Source organism: Methanolobus sp., from assembly GCF_016278385.1.
Taxonomy (GTDB): Archaea; Halobacteriota; Methanosarcinia; order Methanosarcinales; family Methanosarcinaceae; genus Methanolobus.
The window spans coordinates 1-16,199 of record NZ_JADQBY010000015.1 but is presented as its reverse complement, the minus strand read 5'-3'; the positions used below and the strand labels follow the sequence as shown (position 1 = coordinate 16,199).

The 16,199-nt window shown below is 37.4% G+C and carries 15 protein-coding genes; 8 read left to right on the top strand and 7 right to left on the bottom strand.

Going from position 1 to position 16,199, the window contains the following annotated elements; all coding sequences use genetic code 11:
* Nucleotides 1-84: 84 nt before the first annotated feature.
* Complete coding sequence (locus QZZ23_RS07110) at nucleotides 85-648, bottom strand: flavodoxin family protein (protein ID WP_292468228.1); 564 nt, start codon at nucleotides 646-648, stop codon at nucleotides 85-87.
* Nucleotides 649-771: 123 nt separating this feature from the next.
* Here QZZ23_RS07110 and QZZ23_RS07105 point away from each other — a divergent pair, with 123 nt between their 5' ends.
* The 3 genes from QZZ23_RS07105 to QZZ23_RS07095 all read left to right on the top strand — a co-directional run bounded on the left by QZZ23_RS07105 (nucleotide 772) and on the right by QZZ23_RS07095 (nucleotide 1,562).
* Nucleotides 772-918: a hypothetical protein gene (locus QZZ23_RS07105; protein WP_292468226.1), complete on the top strand. Its 147-nt coding sequence runs from the start codon at nucleotides 772-774 to the stop codon at nucleotides 916-918.
* Nucleotides 919-933: 15 nt separating this feature from the next.
* The gene (locus QZZ23_RS07100) at nucleotides 934-1,074 is read left to right on the top strand and encodes a winged helix-turn-helix transcriptional regulator (RefSeq protein ID WP_292468342.1); all 141 of its coding nucleotides are present in this window, start codon (nucleotides 934-936) and stop codon (nucleotides 1,072-1,074) included.
* Between the two features lie 266 nt (nucleotides 1,075-1,340).
* Complete coding sequence (locus tag QZZ23_RS07095) at nucleotides 1,341-1,562, top strand: hypothetical protein (protein ID WP_292468223.1); 222 nt, start codon at nucleotides 1,341-1,343, stop codon at nucleotides 1,560-1,562.
* Between the two features lie 65 nt (nucleotides 1,563-1,627).
* On the opposite strand, the gene QZZ23_RS07090 is transcribed toward QZZ23_RS07095, so the two are convergent.
* Nucleotides 1,628-2,257, bottom strand: coding sequence for a LysE family translocator (locus tag QZZ23_RS07090; RefSeq protein WP_292468220.1), 630 nt, complete (start codon nucleotides 2,255-2,257; stop codon nucleotides 1,628-1,630).
* A gap of 238 nt (nucleotides 2,258-2,495) precedes the next feature.
* Between QZZ23_RS07090 and QZZ23_RS07085 the strand changes: the two genes are divergently transcribed.
* Complete coding sequence (locus tag QZZ23_RS07085; RefSeq protein ID WP_292468217.1) at nucleotides 2,496-5,633, top strand: PAS domain S-box protein; 3,138 nt, start codon at nucleotides 2,496-2,498, stop codon at nucleotides 5,631-5,633.
* Between the two features lie 53 nt (nucleotides 5,634-5,686).
* Here QZZ23_RS07085 and QZZ23_RS07080 read toward each other — a convergent pair whose 3' ends face one another.
* Nucleotides 5,687-6,532 carry a hypothetical protein gene (locus QZZ23_RS07080; RefSeq protein ID WP_292468214.1) on the bottom strand — a complete coding sequence of 282 codons (846 nt, stop codon included), beginning with the start codon at nucleotides 6,530-6,532 and terminating at the stop codon, nucleotides 5,687-5,689.
* 788 nt (nucleotides 6,533-7,320) lie between these two features.
* On the opposite strand from QZZ23_RS07080, the gene QZZ23_RS07075 reads away from it, so the two are divergent.
* Entirely contained in the window at nucleotides 7,321-7,455 is a 135-nt protein-coding gene (locus tag QZZ23_RS07075) for a hypothetical protein (protein ID WP_292468210.1), read from the top strand.
* Nucleotides 7,456-7,612: 157 nt separating this feature from the next.
* Here the strand turns inward: QZZ23_RS07075 and QZZ23_RS07070 are convergent, their stop codons facing one another.
* Nucleotides 7,613-9,364 carry a histidine kinase N-terminal 7TM domain-containing protein gene (locus QZZ23_RS07070; RefSeq protein ID WP_292468208.1) on the bottom strand — a complete coding sequence of 584 codons (1,752 nt, stop codon included), beginning with the start codon at nucleotides 9,362-9,364 and terminating at the stop codon, nucleotides 7,613-7,615.
* A gap of 310 nt (nucleotides 9,365-9,674) precedes the next feature.
* On the opposite strand from QZZ23_RS07070, the gene QZZ23_RS07065 reads away from it, so the two are divergent.
* Both QZZ23_RS07065 and QZZ23_RS07060 read left to right on the top strand, forming a co-directional pair.
* Nucleotides 9,675-10,166 (top strand): hypothetical protein, encoded by a 492-nt coding sequence (locus QZZ23_RS07065; RefSeq protein ID WP_292468206.1) that lies wholly within the window; start codon nucleotides 9,675-9,677, stop codon nucleotides 10,164-10,166.
* Nucleotides 10,163-10,429 carry a hypothetical protein gene (locus QZZ23_RS07060; RefSeq protein WP_292468204.1) on the top strand — a complete coding sequence of 89 codons (267 nt, stop codon included), beginning with the start codon at nucleotides 10,163-10,165 and terminating at the stop codon, nucleotides 10,427-10,429. The genes QZZ23_RS07065 and QZZ23_RS07060 overlap by 4 nt, the downstream gene beginning before the upstream one ends.
* Nucleotides 10,430-10,515: 86 nt before the next feature.
* Here QZZ23_RS07060 and QZZ23_RS07055 read toward each other — a convergent pair whose 3' ends face one another.
* From QZZ23_RS07055 to QZZ23_RS07045, 3 genes are all read right to left on the bottom strand, one after another.
* On the bottom strand, nucleotides 10,516-11,400 hold the full coding sequence (locus tag QZZ23_RS07055; protein WP_292468201.1) for a VOC family protein: 885 nt from the start codon (nucleotides 11,398-11,400) through the stop codon (nucleotides 10,516-10,518).
* A gap of 587 nt (nucleotides 11,401-11,987) precedes the next feature.
* Nucleotides 11,988-14,186 carry an amino acid permease gene (locus QZZ23_RS07050; RefSeq protein WP_292468198.1) on the bottom strand — a complete coding sequence of 733 codons (2,199 nt, stop codon included), beginning with the start codon at nucleotides 14,184-14,186 and terminating at the stop codon, nucleotides 11,988-11,990.
* A 308-nt stretch (nucleotides 14,187-14,494) separates the two neighbouring features.
* Complete coding sequence (locus tag QZZ23_RS07045; RefSeq protein ID WP_292468196.1) at nucleotides 14,495-15,016, bottom strand: META domain-containing protein; 522 nt, start codon at nucleotides 15,014-15,016, stop codon at nucleotides 14,495-14,497.
* 286 nt (nucleotides 15,017-15,302) lie between these two features.
* Here QZZ23_RS07045 and QZZ23_RS07040 point away from each other — a divergent pair, with 286 nt between their 5' ends.
* Nucleotides 15,303-15,701, top strand: coding sequence for a cupin domain-containing protein (locus QZZ23_RS07040; protein WP_292468193.1), 399 nt, complete (start codon nucleotides 15,303-15,305; stop codon nucleotides 15,699-15,701).
* Nucleotides 15,702-16,199 lie beyond the last annotated feature (498 nt).

Below are 16,199 nucleotides of genomic sequence, written 5' to 3'. Positions count from 1 at the left end.
ATGAAAAAACGCTGAAGAATAAGTATAAATTTACTAAAAAATGATAAGAACACGCATTTACATACATGTTCATTCTTCAGGTAATCACTCAAAAATTTGAGTTCCAGCTATCTTTGCCTGTTCCATGAGCTCAACATTTTCCTTAACCTCACCCGGTGCATGGTGTCCTATATCCACAAAAGTGCCTTTTACATCCATACCGAGCATTTGCAGAACTCTTGAGAATTCCTCATAGACTGGCTTAAAAGCTTCTGCATCCGGAGCACCCTGTGCACCTACTATGACAGCTTTTTTACCGGCATCCAGACGTGATGTGAAATCGGGATTAATAAGTGCAAACCAGCGGTCAATGAACTGTCTCATCTGTCCGGTTAACTGGAAGAAGTATATGGGTGAGCCAAAAACAAAACCATCTGCACTTTTGAGAGCTTCATAGGCTTTTGTCATGTCATCATTGAGTTTACATCCTTCCACAGCTCTGCAGTAATTGCACCCCTGGCATCCTTTAAGGTCCATATCATTGATATAGAATTTCTCTACATCAGCGCCTGCTTCTATTGCCCCGTCAAGAACCTGCTGAACAAGTACATCTGTATTTCCATTCTTTCTAGGACTTCCAACAAAACCTACTACTTTCATTTCGATCATTTCCTCTTAAGCTTGAATGATTACTTTTATGCAAAGTATTCGAAGATTAAATGAGCTTATGCTATATTTATATGCATACACTTATTTTTGTTATTCGCTAACAAAAAGTATAGTATATATATTATGGTTACTGAGGATAACACAAATAATGCAAACGGTCAAGAGTACAGTTGTCCTGTTGAAGCCACCCTTGAAGTGATTGGAGGCAAATGGAAACCACTCAGCCTTTGGCAGCTGAAAGAAGATATAATGCGCTTTAATTCTCTTTAGCAGACACTACCGGGAATATCCCTTAAAATGCTTACAAAGCAACTCAGGGAATTGGAGAATGATGGCCTTGTCCGTCGTGAGATGTATCTTGAAAATCCTCCTAGAGTCGAATATTCACTTACTGATTTCAGAAGAACGGTTATTCCTGTACTGTAAGCATTGGCTCAACGGGGTATTAAGTATATGGACCAAAAATGTACCTCTAAATAAAAGGATTATTTATTAAAATATATACCATAAATTATTAAAACCATGAAATATAATGAGGGCATGGTATAGTAAGCATTTGTTCTGAGGTGTGGCTTCTTTCTCTGAATCCTCCTAGCTGTTCACGTCAATTACTACACACACCTCAGAATCAAATTAAGAGTTAGAAGTGATGGAATTATATCAATTTATATTGTGGCAGAGCTTAGCTTTTAGTGGAGCAAATCGATGAAACTAAAGTTACTTCCCTTGTGCCTTACTATTATGCTCAAACCTGCCTCATAGCAGGTTGCGTTGATGAACAGATTAAAAGTGAAGATAATACAAGCACAATTCCTGCCACTGTAAATGAAGCTGAGTTTGCGCAGATAATGGCAGAGGCAAATACAGCATATATCAAAGCAGATTCAAAGCTTAATTTAATTCTAACAAAATAATGAAAAGTCTCAGTAAAAAACGTATTATTTTATATTCTTAGTCATATATAATATATCTAGTTACATCACATCTTCAAACCCAGCAGATTCGTACCCTGTTCAATGAAGAATAAGGCAAATATAAAATAAACAAGCCCCAGAGAGCGAATTATATAAAGATAATAGTTACTTTTCAGGAAATATCTTGATTTTCCTACAACCATTGCAATCATAATCTTCGATCCTACAAGAATAGAATAGAATCCGGCAACGAAAAAAACAGTTGCCCATATATCAACATCAAGAGCCTGAAATAGAATAGGACCCCCAATGGTGATCCAGAACAGGTAAGGATGAGGACTCAGGAAATTGGCTAAAATACCCCTTTTAAATGAATTTTCACGTTCTTTTGTAATAACAATGTCAATGACACTGGTCTTAAGTGACGATACACCAAGATAAATCAGGTAAAATGCACCGGCAAAACTTATCCAAGCAAGCACTGGACCATGGTTTTCAATACTCAACAGAAAAAACAGAATACATGAAACTATCAGACTATCTGTTATCAATGGGGATATTGCAACTTTTACCCCTGCTCGTGATCCATGCTGAAGAGTTTCAGATATTGTCATTGCCATCAATGGCCCCGGAGATATGCCTGCGGTGAAACCAAGAATTATTCCAAGTACCAGAAACTCATTGAGAAACAGCATCTTTTAGTGCCATATTACTAAACAGGCTTAAAGGTTTTGTTTCAATATATGATGAATATCAAAAAAATCAGATAGAATGTTAAAATAGATACATAAAATTATATAAATAGGGAATACATGCATTATATATGAAGATTAACAAAATTTCCATAAATACCCAATTTTAAATCACTACATTCTAATAAAATATTAACTTGCACAACACCAGCATCCGGTATTAATAAGGAAACTTGATGAAATGACTATCTCTGATAAAACTCAAGATCTGGTAGAGATTGAAAAGTCACTCAAAAGAAGATTGGCTTATGAGCTGGCAACAGTAAAGTGCATGCGTTTATTACTTGAGCCTGGAAGTATGGATGAGATTATGCCCAGGATTCTTAGCATAATACATGAAACTGTGAAAAATAGCAGGTCCTACATTTTCAAAAACGAAGATGATCCAGAATTGGGTCTTTGCATGTCACAGATATATGAAGTTGTTTCAGAAGGTATTGAACCACAGATAGATAACCCTAACCTTCAGCACCTATCATACAGCGAAGGTGCACCAACCATACTGCCTATTTTAAAATCAAAACAACACTTTGCTCATATTATAGAAGAGCTCGACGGTCCGGAAAAAACTATTCTTGCTGAACAGGGTATTCTTTCGATACTGATAATTCCAATTTTCAAAGGGAAGGACTTATGGGGTTTTATTGGATTTGATGATTGTGGCGAAGTTCGCAAATGGCACGACGATGACATGAATCTTCTCGAAATAGTTGCTTACGTTATCGGCGAATCGATTAACCGCAGGAATGCAGAAGATGAACTCAGAGAAAGTGAAGAGAGATTCAAAATATTACACAATGCAACCTTTGGTGGAATCCTCATTCATGATAAAAGCATAATCCTTGACTGTAATCAGGGATTGATAAACATGAGTGGTTATTCAAAGGAAGAACTAATCGGAAAAGACGGCTTCATACTTGTTGCTGAAGAGTCAAAAGCCATAATCATGGATAAATTAGCTTCCAAATACGAAGAACCATATGAAGCAATTGGTCGCCGTAAAGACGGAACAGAGTATCCCATCAGAGTACAAGCAAAAAACCTACCTCATAAAGGACGACAGTTAAGAGTAACTGAAATAAGAGATATAACAGAACAGAAAGACTCCGAGAAAGCTCTAATAGAGAGTGAGGAAAGGTTCAAAACACTTCACAAAGCATCTTTTGGCGGTATTTTCATACACAAGGATAGTATCATTATTGACTGCAATTTGGGTCTTTCAGAAATATCCGGGTACTCAGTTGAGGAACTACTAGGGATGAATGGACTTCTCCTCGTGACCAAAAGATGCAGAGATGAAATAATAAGCAATATGCAGAAAGGTTACGAAGAATCATTTGAATCTGTAGGGCTTCGAAAGGATGGAACAGAATATCCAGTAAGAATTCATGGAAAAAAGATTCCATACAAAGGAAAACAGATAAGATCTGTGGAATTCAGGGATATAACAGAGCAGAAAAAATCAGAACAGGCCATTAAGGAAAGTGAAGCAAAACTAAGTGCAATGATAGCAAATATTGCAGATGTGATTGCTATTATCGATAAGAATGGAATAAACAGATACAAAAGTCCCAATATCGAGAAATGGTTTGGATGGAAAGCTGAAGAGATTGTTGGTTTTTCCACATGGGAAAACATCCATCCTGATGATTTGGACCATATTCAAAAGGTATTTTTCTCAATTATGGAGAGACCTGGTGCCACAGTGACTGCAGAGTCAAGGTATCGTTGCAAAGATGGCAGCTATAAATGGATTGAATTTACAGTTATTAACCTACTGGAAGAAACTGCAATCAAAGGATTCTTGTTGAATTACCATGATATCACTGAACGTAAACAAGCTGAAAATGCTCTGCGTGAAAGTGAAGCAAAACAGAGAGCAATGATTACCAACAGCACCGATGTTATTGCCATCATCGATGAGAAAGGAATGAACAGATACAAAAGTCCAAATGTAGAAAGATGGTTTGGATGGAAGCCGGAGGAACTTGTCGGTAATTCAGTATGGGATAACATTCATCCGGATGATCTTGAATATACAAAGGAACTTTTCCCCATGTTCCTCACTATACCAGGAGCAATGCAGACTTCAGAAAGCAGATATCGTTGCAAAGATGGTAGTTATAAATGGATTGAATATACAATCTCTAACCTCTTATACGAACCTGTTATCAATGGAGTAATGTTGAATTACCATGACATTACTGAACGCAAAAAAACTGAAAATTCCCTGCGTGAAAGTGAAAGAAAATTCAGAAATTATATCGAAAATGCTCCGTATGGTGTTTTTATTGTAGATCAACATGGAGATTATCTGGAAGTTAATAGGACTGCATGCAAACTTACTGGTTATGATGAAAAGGAACTGACAGGAATGAACGTCATTGATCTCATCTCTCCTGAATCCCTGATTAAAGCAGGGCAGAGTTTCGATGAACTTAAAAATATTGGATTTACATCGACGGAACTACTTTTTAAGCATAAAGACGGGACACTAAACTGGGTAAGAAGAGATGCTACAAAACTTTCGGATAATCGGTACATTGTGTTTGCAAGTGATATAACTGAAAAGAAAAAAGCAGAGCACTCTTTGATAAAGGGAAAAATATTGGCAGAAGAGAATAGCCGTATTAAATCGGAATTCCTTGCAAATATGAGTCATGAACTACGAACTCCACTTACTACTGTTATTGGATTCTCAGATATATTGGGTGAAGGATTAGCCGGTAATCTTAGTGAAAAACAGCTTGGATATGTAAATCATATCAACAAAAGTGGGAGACATCTGCTTGAAATAATAAATGATATTCTTGACCTCTTTAAAATAGAATCAGGAAAAATGGAACTTGAATGTGAAGATTTTCCGGTTTCTGATGTGTTGGATGAAGTTAAAGCATCTATGTGCCCACTCGCAAGAAAGAAAAGTATTCAACTAAAATTTATCAATGAAATTGAAAATGATAATATTTATGCTGACAAAATGAAATTCCGACAGATAATGCTAAATTTGCTCAGTAATGCCATTAAGTTCACTGCTGATGAAGGAAAAGTTTCTATCATTGCTAAAAAGATCGATGATCATATACAGGTTTCTGTTTCAGATACAGGCATTGGAATTCCCGAGGATATGCAGGAAGACATATTCAGCCCCTTTACACAGGTTGATGCATCGAATAAAAGAAAATATGGTGGAACCGGTCTGGGACTTGCTCTTGTCAAGCAATTTGTGGATATGCACCACGGGAAAATATGGCTTAAAAGTGAAGAGGGTAAAGGTAGCACCTTTACATTTACTATAAATAATCAGAATTCGAACTGACTTTCAAAATTTGAAACTGATAAATGGATTTCTCAAACCCATCTGGCAGATATTTAACTGACTAAAAGTTCGAGATTATGTTCAAATATTTTAGAACATATTTTAAGATGGATTAGTTCCTTATTTCTGCTATCCAGTTTGTCTTTTAGTTCAAAAACCTCATCTTCAAGTATTTTGATATAAGCAAGTTGCTGTTCTATTCTGGCATCCTTTTTAATGACATTGATCTGTTGTTTGTGGATTGTTACCTGCTTGCCAATCTCTTCTTCGGTTTTAAGCTGCAGCTCTGAAAGCTCTTTTTCCCGGGACTTAAATTCCTCCTCTTTTGTAGAGTGAGTTTGCTGCAGATGCTTAACGTACTCACGTCTGCGCTCTATCTTTTCAGTCTGGACTTCAATATCCAGTCCACAGGAATCTATTTCTTTCAACTGAGCAGCAATATCCCTGGTTTTTGCATCAAGCCTTGATTTAGTCCTTACAAGCCTTTTTTGTCTTTTATTGAGAGCTAATTCTTCTTCTAATTGGGAGTGCATAACTTTGTAATGCTCGGACTTTCTTTTTTGAAGTGCATCATGATTTATTTCATACCTGTCCAACCAAACTGCTAATTCGGTTTCCTGCTTTAAAAAATCAACTCTTTTTTTCTCATATTCCTTCTTTGCCAGTTTAAGCTCACCGTTTTTAACAACCAGTTTTTCATATTCCACAGCAATCAGTTTTTTTGCATCACGAATCTTATGATACTCTTCCATGACCAAGGATTCATCTGCTTTTATTTGTTCTTTCTTTAAAGCAATTTCAGCACGCTTTACCTCAATTTCATCAAGCTGACTGAAGTATGTGGCTTTGATGTCTTCAAGATTCTGGAGCTGATTCTGGTAAAAAAGTTCCTCACTCATATTACAATTTCATCCCGGTTTAGTTATACTGAAGATTTCAGGAATAATCCTTTGGCAATATAATGGGTATTTATGTTGACATATAAAAGAAGCATGTCCATAATTTTCATTTATACTTTAAATTATGAACATACCAAATATTTAAACTGTACTAATGAATAATAGAAAATATTTTTTATAAAATATAACAAAGAAGAACTTAATGTCCTTCTTCATCTTTCTACTTTTTGCGATACAAATAGATCAAAAATAATACCACAGATAAATGATCTAATTTGCGGAAAAACAATATAATAAAGAGATTAAGAAGACACGTGCCCCACAATAAAATTTGGTTGGTATGCGAGTTCTTGCTAAAGACATGTTTTCATCACATATCACCGTGCCTCAATCTTGAGGATTATCAAAGATGTATTTAAGTTTTTATAAATTATTCTGAATTGTGAGATGTGTAATACAATTAGACTACTTAATCAAAATAAAAATAAACAATTATGCACCATTATATAGACATTATAGTATCTGTTGTACTAACAGATGGTAGTACATATGGTGGATATAAATAGTATTATGGACAAATTGTAGTTGGTTAGTGGAGAACGTTGGCCTTCTAAATAATAAAGATATAGGAATTACTATGGGGGTAATTCAAATATCGAATGCAATAAAGTCAACAAAATGTCTGCTACATGACTGGCATATTAACCAGAGTGTAAAAAATACGGCATGAATGCTGAAATTATAGCAACAGGATTAGGGAATCCTTCTGCTTTAAAGGGGTACAAATAATGAAAAAATTAGAGAATTGTCCTGAATGTAATTCAAAGTTGCATGAAAACGAAAATGTACAGTTTTGTAAAGTATGTGGTTACTGGACCAATATAGGTACTGTAAGATTCGATTGTATCGCCATATTTGCCTGATTTATCAGGCTAATATTGTCTGAAAAGAACGCAATCGAGTAAGCAAAAAGGAAAACGGATCTCAGATTTGGCCAGAGGTTTATTTTGCTATATGGTATCGTACATCATATGATAAAGTGTTTGGATCTAAATTGTCGAAAATCTCAAAAAATACTTGTCATTCAGTTGGTATTTCAAAAGAGAAGGTCGATCCTTTTCCAACTTTGCTCTCAACCCAAATCGTGCCAGTGTGCATTTCCACTAGTTTTTTTACAATAGCCAGACCAAGTCCTGTTCCTGCATATCTCTTATTATTTGCATCATCAAGCTGACCAAAGACTGTGAACAGCTTTTCCTGATCATCTATGGAGATGCCTTCGCCTGCATCGTTGATCTCAAATATTACTTTTTTGTCATCTGATGTTATATTCAAGGTTACTTTACTGTTGTTCGGAGAAAACTTGACAGCGTTACTGAGAAGATTGTATAATATCTGCTCCAATCGAAGCTTGTCAGCTTTGATAACTTCTATATTACAATCCATATTCAATATAAGCTCGATATCTTTTCTTGCTGCAAGAGAAAAACAAGCAGTTAAAACATCATCAACAGTCTTCTGAAGATGGATGTTCTCATGTACAAGTTCCATTTTTCCTGCTTCTATTTTGGAGATGTCAAGTATGTCATTTATAACACAGAGAAGATGCTTCCCACTGTTAGACACATTACTCAAATACCGGGTTTGCTTTTCATTAAGTGCTCCTATATTCTTTTCAAGAAGGATGTCTGAAAAACCAATTATCGAATTAAGTGGTGTACGCAATTCATGACTCATGTTAGCAAGAAAAGAACTTTCGGCAATATTTGCCGTTTCTGCCTTAGCTGCCAGATAATTGGCTTTTACAGTTGTTTCACGGAGATCTGCCTCTGCATTCTTGCGTTCAGTTATATTACTTATAATCACCATCTGTCCCATTGTGTTCCCGCGCTTGTCGTGCAATGGCAGGAATGTAATATTGAACCAGAAATCCAACCTTTCGATTGTTTCCCTAACATCAATACTGCTTCTGGTGCTTTTATCTGGTTTTCTTTTTAAAACTGTACACCAGGGCTCAGGTAATTCCGATACATGCATTCCTATATTCCTGGCTCCGATGTACCTGCTTTTCATAGCAGAATTATTATAATCCACTATCCTCTGTTCCTTATCAAAAACTATAACGCTGTCAGGATGATTCTCAAAAAGCAGACCTCGGGCCAGAGGAGTTAGATTGAATAATTTGTATCGTGTAAATCCTATAAAGATGATGATTGCACTCAACGTGAGGGAAAAAGGAGCTGGATCAATACCCCACGGATCCATTCCACTCAGATGAATAAGAAGGGTCAGAAATGGCATCAAAGAACCAATTATTACAATGCTGATCTGTTTTCGGAAAACCGGCAGAGTTCCCTGCAACATGCCGAGCAATAAACTGAGGCCAAGAATGATACAGAGATTAGCATATGAAAAATGTATCCAGTACCACATACCAGGATCGTAGCCGAATACCGGGAAGATGCCATCATAATTTATGTAATAGGATCTGTGATACAATACGTGATATTCTGTTGTGAAGACAAATAGAATTGTCGTGATGGAAATGCCTGTAAAAAGAGCTAGCAAAGGAATAGGCAACCAGTTTTTTTTCCCACTATAGCCCATTGCAAACAGCAGGAAGAATAAAGGGATAAAGGAAACTCCTATATATTCCATCTTGTAAAAGAGCAGAAACATTTCAATACTGGTGGAAGATATTTCAAGTGCGTAAAAGAAAGAGTAAAATGCTATGAAACAAAGAAGCAAATTAATGTATTTTGAACCGGGAGTTGTCCTGTAGTCTTTAAGATAATACAGAAGAACACAAATGATGAAGCACGATGTGAACAAAGGGAGGGAATAAATATTAAAATACATCTCTACTTCCTGAGTTATCAATAATACTATTTTTGTGAGTTTCAATCCTTCCTGGTACAGAAATTAGATACATGATCAGTAACTGACTATTGTGCCAGGATTTTATCACTTTACCAGCATCTTACTGTGGCAATGTAAGATGAATTAATGGCAACTAACCACTTAGCGAAACTATACAGCTGACATAGTACATTTCTAGATATCTTTTAGTTATATTGATGCTACAATATATAATGCTTTTTATGAAATTATTTGATTTTCCTTTTTTTGTAATCTCAACATATTGTGTGTCCTAATCAGAAGCCACATTGCCAAAGAGACGTATCTGCTAACGATAGCAAGTTCAATTCTACTCGCATTCTACTTGGTATGGTTCATTTCTGTCCTTGACCTGCGAAAAATAGATGCATATATCCTGACAGGCATCATGTTGTTCATTGTCAGGGACCTTAATAATCTAATTGAAGCATACTTTTATATGGACATATTCAACGAAACCTTTACTCTGGTCGCAGCCATTGTAATCTCGTTAATAACTACCCTTATCCAGAGTGCCCTGGCAATCATTCTTCTGAAACCCAATGGCAGCATGGATCTGAAAACTGCTATAAACAGCCACGTAAAAACAATGAAAAACTACCCGCTGCGAATTACAACTGCAGCTCTTGTCTATTTCCCTGTATACTTACATTTGGCCTTATGGTATCCCTCGTCGTGGTTCCGATATACACAGACCCAAAAAATAGCCTTTAAATCCCCTCATTCTCAGTCATGATACCGGTTGAGATTCTGAGAGGCGCAATATATGCAATTATTCTGACAGCCGTCTTTGCAAGCCTGAAAAAACAAAAGAAATTAAACATCAAAGTGGCTGCAGCCCTCCTTTTCATCCCCGGTGCATTCATACCACTTCTTTCAAGTCTTACACAGACAAGCGTCCTTACAGAAGTCGCTCCCTACCACTCAATTGAACCCCTCGCGGACTCCATAGTCTATGGCTACATAGCATCCCGAATTCTAACAAAAAATAATCGGTAAGATAATGAAAGAATTCAATGGATCGATGGTGATTCGACTCTTAAATACTCAGATAGCTAGGTCACTATGTTTGGATTAATTAATCTTCATCGTCCGTTGTATGCTTTTTTCAAGTCTTCAATATCAAACTTCTTCATCTTAAGGAACGCTTCTGTCACCCGTGCCAGTTTATCTGAATCTTCAGTCTGCATAATCTCGTTCATAACTGTGGGAACTATCTGCCACGAAACCCCAAACTGGTCCTTGAGCCAGCCGCATTGTTCTGCCTCAGGAACAGACGACAGCTTCCCCCAGTAGTAATCAATCTCTTCCTGATTATTGCAGTACACTATAAATGAGATGGCTTCATTGAAAACAAAATTATGCACACGTGCACTATCCATAGCCGCAAATTCCATGCTTTCAAGCGTAAAAGCAACATGCTTTATCGTTCCTTTCCTATCGGGTCCCTCACCTGCACTGTAACGTAGGATGTCCCCAACTTTTGCATTATGGAACACAGATGAGTAAAAATTAATTGCTATTTCTGCGTTCCCGGACTGCTCACCTGTGAACATAAGCGTAGGAGTGAATTTTTGCACCATATCATTGCTTTCAAGGTACATTATCTGCCACGAAAGACCGTACCTGTCCTGCACCCATCCATACTTTTCGCTGAAAGGATATGCATCCAGAGGTGTAAGTGCTGTGCCACCTTCGGATAGTTTTTCCCACAGCATATCTACCTCTTTCTTTGTGTCACAGGCAATGAGGAACGATATGGTTGGATTGAATTTGAAAAAAGGACCTCCTGAAAGAAGCATGAACTCCTGACCTGCAAGCTCAATGGTGACTATTTCTGCATCTCCAGACGGAGTGTTGTGAATGACTGTTGTGTCCTTGATATTTGAGTTACTGAAAAGAGATGTGTAGAGCTTTGCAGCTTCGCTGGCTTCTTTGTCAAACCACAAGTGTGGAACGATTCTTTGCAAACTAATCCCCCTTATACATGAATAGTTGCGACGTTTGAGTATAAAGAGATGACGAAAATAGTGATGAGGCAGATAAACAAAAACTTATTCTTAAAGTAATTTGCATTCTCAATAACAGTCCTTGCAAACAACATCTGCTTTTCTGCGTTTTTGCACACGATGAGATCAGGGGCGAAATCATCGATTGTAAATGTATCTCCCTCTAATTCATTGCTTATTCTCGCATTGATTAATAGCCATATGTGCCTACCATCTGAGCGCAAGGCCTCATATTCAAACTTCCCATAATAACTCTGCATTTTAAGGACGCTTATTAACTCTTTACGACAATCTGGATAATCTTACAAATGTCCCCCTCCCTCTATTTCCTGTAAGCAGCTATCGGTATCTTCAGAAGTACTCCCTCATGAGCATCTTTGTCATATTCTAGATACCATGATAAATCTAGTATATTTAAGAACATGAAGATTAGTATAAGGGAACACTGAAGCTGATAAGTCATTTGCTTTAAATTTATGTTAAGGGAAAGTTAGGTATAGGGACTATCAATATATTAACATACTAAGATAAAATAGGAGGTAGGTATTCTACCGGCCCATTTTTTTCATCAGATTATTCAGGCTTTCCTTTGATATCGGCCTAGGTTTTTTAATGATAAGGACCGGTTTTTTGGAATGCTTGGCGATTCTTTGCGACATGGTCCCCAGCATGGCTATCTTGAATCTCCGGCTGGAATCTCCAATTATCGTCACATCACTATCAACAGCTGCATCCAATATGGCATCCTCTACGGAATATTTTTCCAATATCCGGAATTCAACCTTTATTATGTCATCTTTCACAACCAACTCGGTAACATCTGCAGCTATTTCCTTTTTCTTTTCCTCTTCCTCATCAGGGCTGATCACTGTTAGTACCACTATTTTAGCCCCGGTATTGGCAGCAAGTTTTCTTGCAATATAAAATCCATATATTGAGTTCTCTTTTCCATTATAGGCAACAAGTATCCGGTTGATTTTATCCGGAAGATGGTCTTTTAAGAGCAATATCTGTTTTTTAGATGAAGCAAAGACAGAGCTTGCAACTTCCCCAAGTGAATACTGAAATTTGCCTGATTCATGCCATCCCATAATAATAGTATCTACGTTCTCCATTTCTGCCTGTTCTATTATTGAGTTTGCAATGTCATGGTCAAATGCAACAATATAATTTCTTTTCTGGCCAACGATCGCAGGATATCTGTCAAACTCCTTTTTGAAATGGTGATCTATCTCCATACATTTATCATGATATGAGGTTTGGGCCACCTGCAAACTTGTCTGGTCTGGTACCTTTATCACATGAAGGCCAATTATCTCACTCCCAAGACAATCCGCAAGTTTGAGAAGATCCTGTTCATGCCAGGGATTGGAGATGGGCACTAAAACCTTAACAATTGATTCTGGCTTTACCTTCTTTTGTTCAACCGTGTCTTCCAGCAGATCGAATAAATTATACTCTGGAATGGCTTTACCCCTTCCATAGTATCTGAACCATCCAACACCAACAAAAGCCATCACTAATACAAAAAACAATGGCATAATACCGAGAAATGGTAGCAACATCAGACTTCCAACAATACCCACGATCTGGGTAAATGGAAAGAACGGATCACGGAAAGTAGGCGCATAGCCAGGTAAAGTCCGCTTTCTGAGGATTATAACAGCAAGATTAAGCAAAACAAAGATAATGACATTGAAAGCACCTCCAAGCCTTGCAAGCTGTTCAATGTCGAACAGGAACAAGAGCAAAATCATAACGATAGATGTCGCCAGTATTGCATTGGATGGTGTTTTGAAACTCTTGTGGATTGTTATAAACCATTTTGGCATTAATGCATCCCTGCTCATGGCAAAAGGAAATCTTGAAGATGACAGTATTGCTCCATTGGCTGTGGAAAGCGTGGCAAACAGTGCACCTACTACAATAACAATCCTGCCAACGTCTCCTGCTATCAGACCGGCTATATCTGCAAGTGGAGTAAACATAGATGTAGCCTGGCCAGGGATTGAGCCTCCCACAACTGCTGCCATTATGCCGACGTAGAACAGAGTAACTGTCACTGCTGAAGCAATAAAAGCAAGTGGCAGGTTTCGGGATGGATTCTTTACTTCCTCTGCAACGGTGGAAATCTCTGCAAGTCCAAGATATGAAATAAATATTATTCCGGTTGTTGTCAGGACAGAGACCGGGCCATAAGGTACTACAGGCACGAAATTGCCTGGTTTTGCGCTGAACATTACTTCAAATATGAATACTACAAGGACCACTAATAACATCGCGACAATAATATTTTGAAGTGAGCCACTGACCTTTGCACCACGATAATTGATCACAAGTAGAATTAATCCTGCAGCAACTGCAATTAGATATGGAGGGGACTGATAATATATCTGAAAATACGCCGCCAGCCCGACAAGAGCAAATGAGCCTTTGAAAATCAATGCAAGCCATGAACCAAGCCCGATAATTGCACCAAAAACTGCACCCATTGTCCGGCTAATGTAATAATAGCTTCCACCTGCAGAAGGCATTCCTGTTGCAAGCTCTGACATGCTAATAGCGGTAGCAATTGCAATAATCCCGCCTAGCATGAATGAAATTATTGCTCCTGGACCGGCATTTGCCATAGCTACACCCGGCAGGATGAATATTCCCGCCCCTATCATTGTACCAGTACCAATTGCAAAAGTCGAGAAAAAGCCCAGACTTCGTCCTAATCTTTCCTGAGTTTCAATTGCTGCCATTTATATCCTCATTTCGGTGACTTCCAAATTATGATCCGAAAATTTTACATCCCATTAATGCTGCATCCATGACAAATATCCCTAAATTTCCTAATATATAGGTCTAAAGCAGCACCTTTGAGAGCTATTTCCCACACCACCTATATGGAGTTAACGTATATAGAACAGGCAGACAATACCTAAAATTTGGTTAAGGACATTAAGAATAGGATTGGATATTAATAACAACGAATATGAAGAGGATGATGAAAGCTTCGAGTAAAAATAGTAGAAAAAAAGATAGCCAATACAAATGTTTAACTGCTCGACTACTTTTCCTTAACAAAAACCATTCTCTCGCCATTCTCCCCTATTCCAAAAACAAGTTGATCATTGTCCATTGAGACTGTTGTCACGCTGGCTAATAGCGAAAGATACTGGCTATCCAGTGAATCGGAACCACAGTACATAAGTGTAATTACTCCTGGTTCTATAGTGAGATCATTTCCTTCCAAAATGTAACTTCCGCTACCACTGTTGCAATCGGCTTTTATGGAATATACCCCATCCTTGGCAAAGGAAATAGTGTATCTTTCCGAATAAATGATGTTTGATTGGTTCGCAGTTTCATTTTCAAAAAGTCCTGACCACTCCCAATTTACTTCAGCTATATCGTCTATAGAGATGATTTCAGATTCTATTTCACTATCATTAGCATCCCCACCATCAGTCCCGTTTTCAGCACAGCCGGATACAAAAAGAGAGGCTGCGGCTAAAACGCATATTAAAAGAACAGTCAGTATTTTCCTTGGGCTCATCATGTATTTTTGCTCCTCATATTCTACTAGCATTTAGCATTATTTAGCCTCTTCTAAAACTTAGAACGGACTTGAAACTTATATGCATTTTTTACTATGGTATCTTCTTAGTTATATAAAATACATATTTAAATCAATATTTACAGAGTTTCCAAACTCAGCCTATTAAACCAAAATAGTTCCTATGATCATGATAAAATATAAAAATAAATTAACTATACATTGCTTATTTTAGTATTAATATATAGTTTAATTATTTAATATTAAGCAAGTATTAATGAGAATGACTTTATATGCAATCAATTCCAATTTAATTAGTATGAAAGGATTTTCAATCAATATCGAAGATGCTACTTTGGAAAATGACAATTTCCGTAAAGTTCTCTACACTTCAAAGCACAGCCAACTGGTACTTATGAGCCTCAAGCCCATGGAAGAGATCGGGATGGAAGTACATGAAGAAAATGACCAGTTTTTCCGTTTTGAGAATGGGCATGGAAAGTGCATAATTGACGGCAATGAGTATGAACTCAGTGATGGAGTTGCAGTAGTAGTGCCAGCAGGTGCGCAGCACAACATAATCAACACTTCGGAAACTGAGGAACTGAAGCTCTATACAATCTATTCACCGGCGCATCACAAGGATGGAATCGTGCGTGCCACAAAGGAAGAAGCCGAAGCCAATGACGAGGAATTCGACGGAAAGACTACGGAATAAGATCATAATAAATGAGGACAGTGACCTGTCCAATACTGAAAATGACTGCACTTTATGAAAGAGAAGTGCTTCTATTTTTCTATTTTGTGGTTCTGTGGAGTAAACTTATTGAAATCATCGTTCGACTATAACTACTATTATTATCACAAAGCATTACCAAAAAAGAGTGTTCAGAATATCCTTATAACTGCACACACATAATCATGTGATTCATCTTGTAGTTTATCCTCATTCTTGCATCAGCATATCAGTTAGAACCAAAAAAACAACTACAAAAAAATTCAACGCTCAGGAAGAGAGCGCAACGAGCAGTCCAATGCTTACCCTCTTTAATAGTTCTATTTCTGTCTCCGATTTAACTTTTTGGCAAGTTCATGAATTTGTAAGATGAATGGAAGTCTTAAAGCCCTCCTTCATCCCTTTTTCTCCTTGTGACGATGAGCCCAAGCATCAGAATAAATCCCAGACCTGCAATCCAATTGATATACCCGGAGCTGG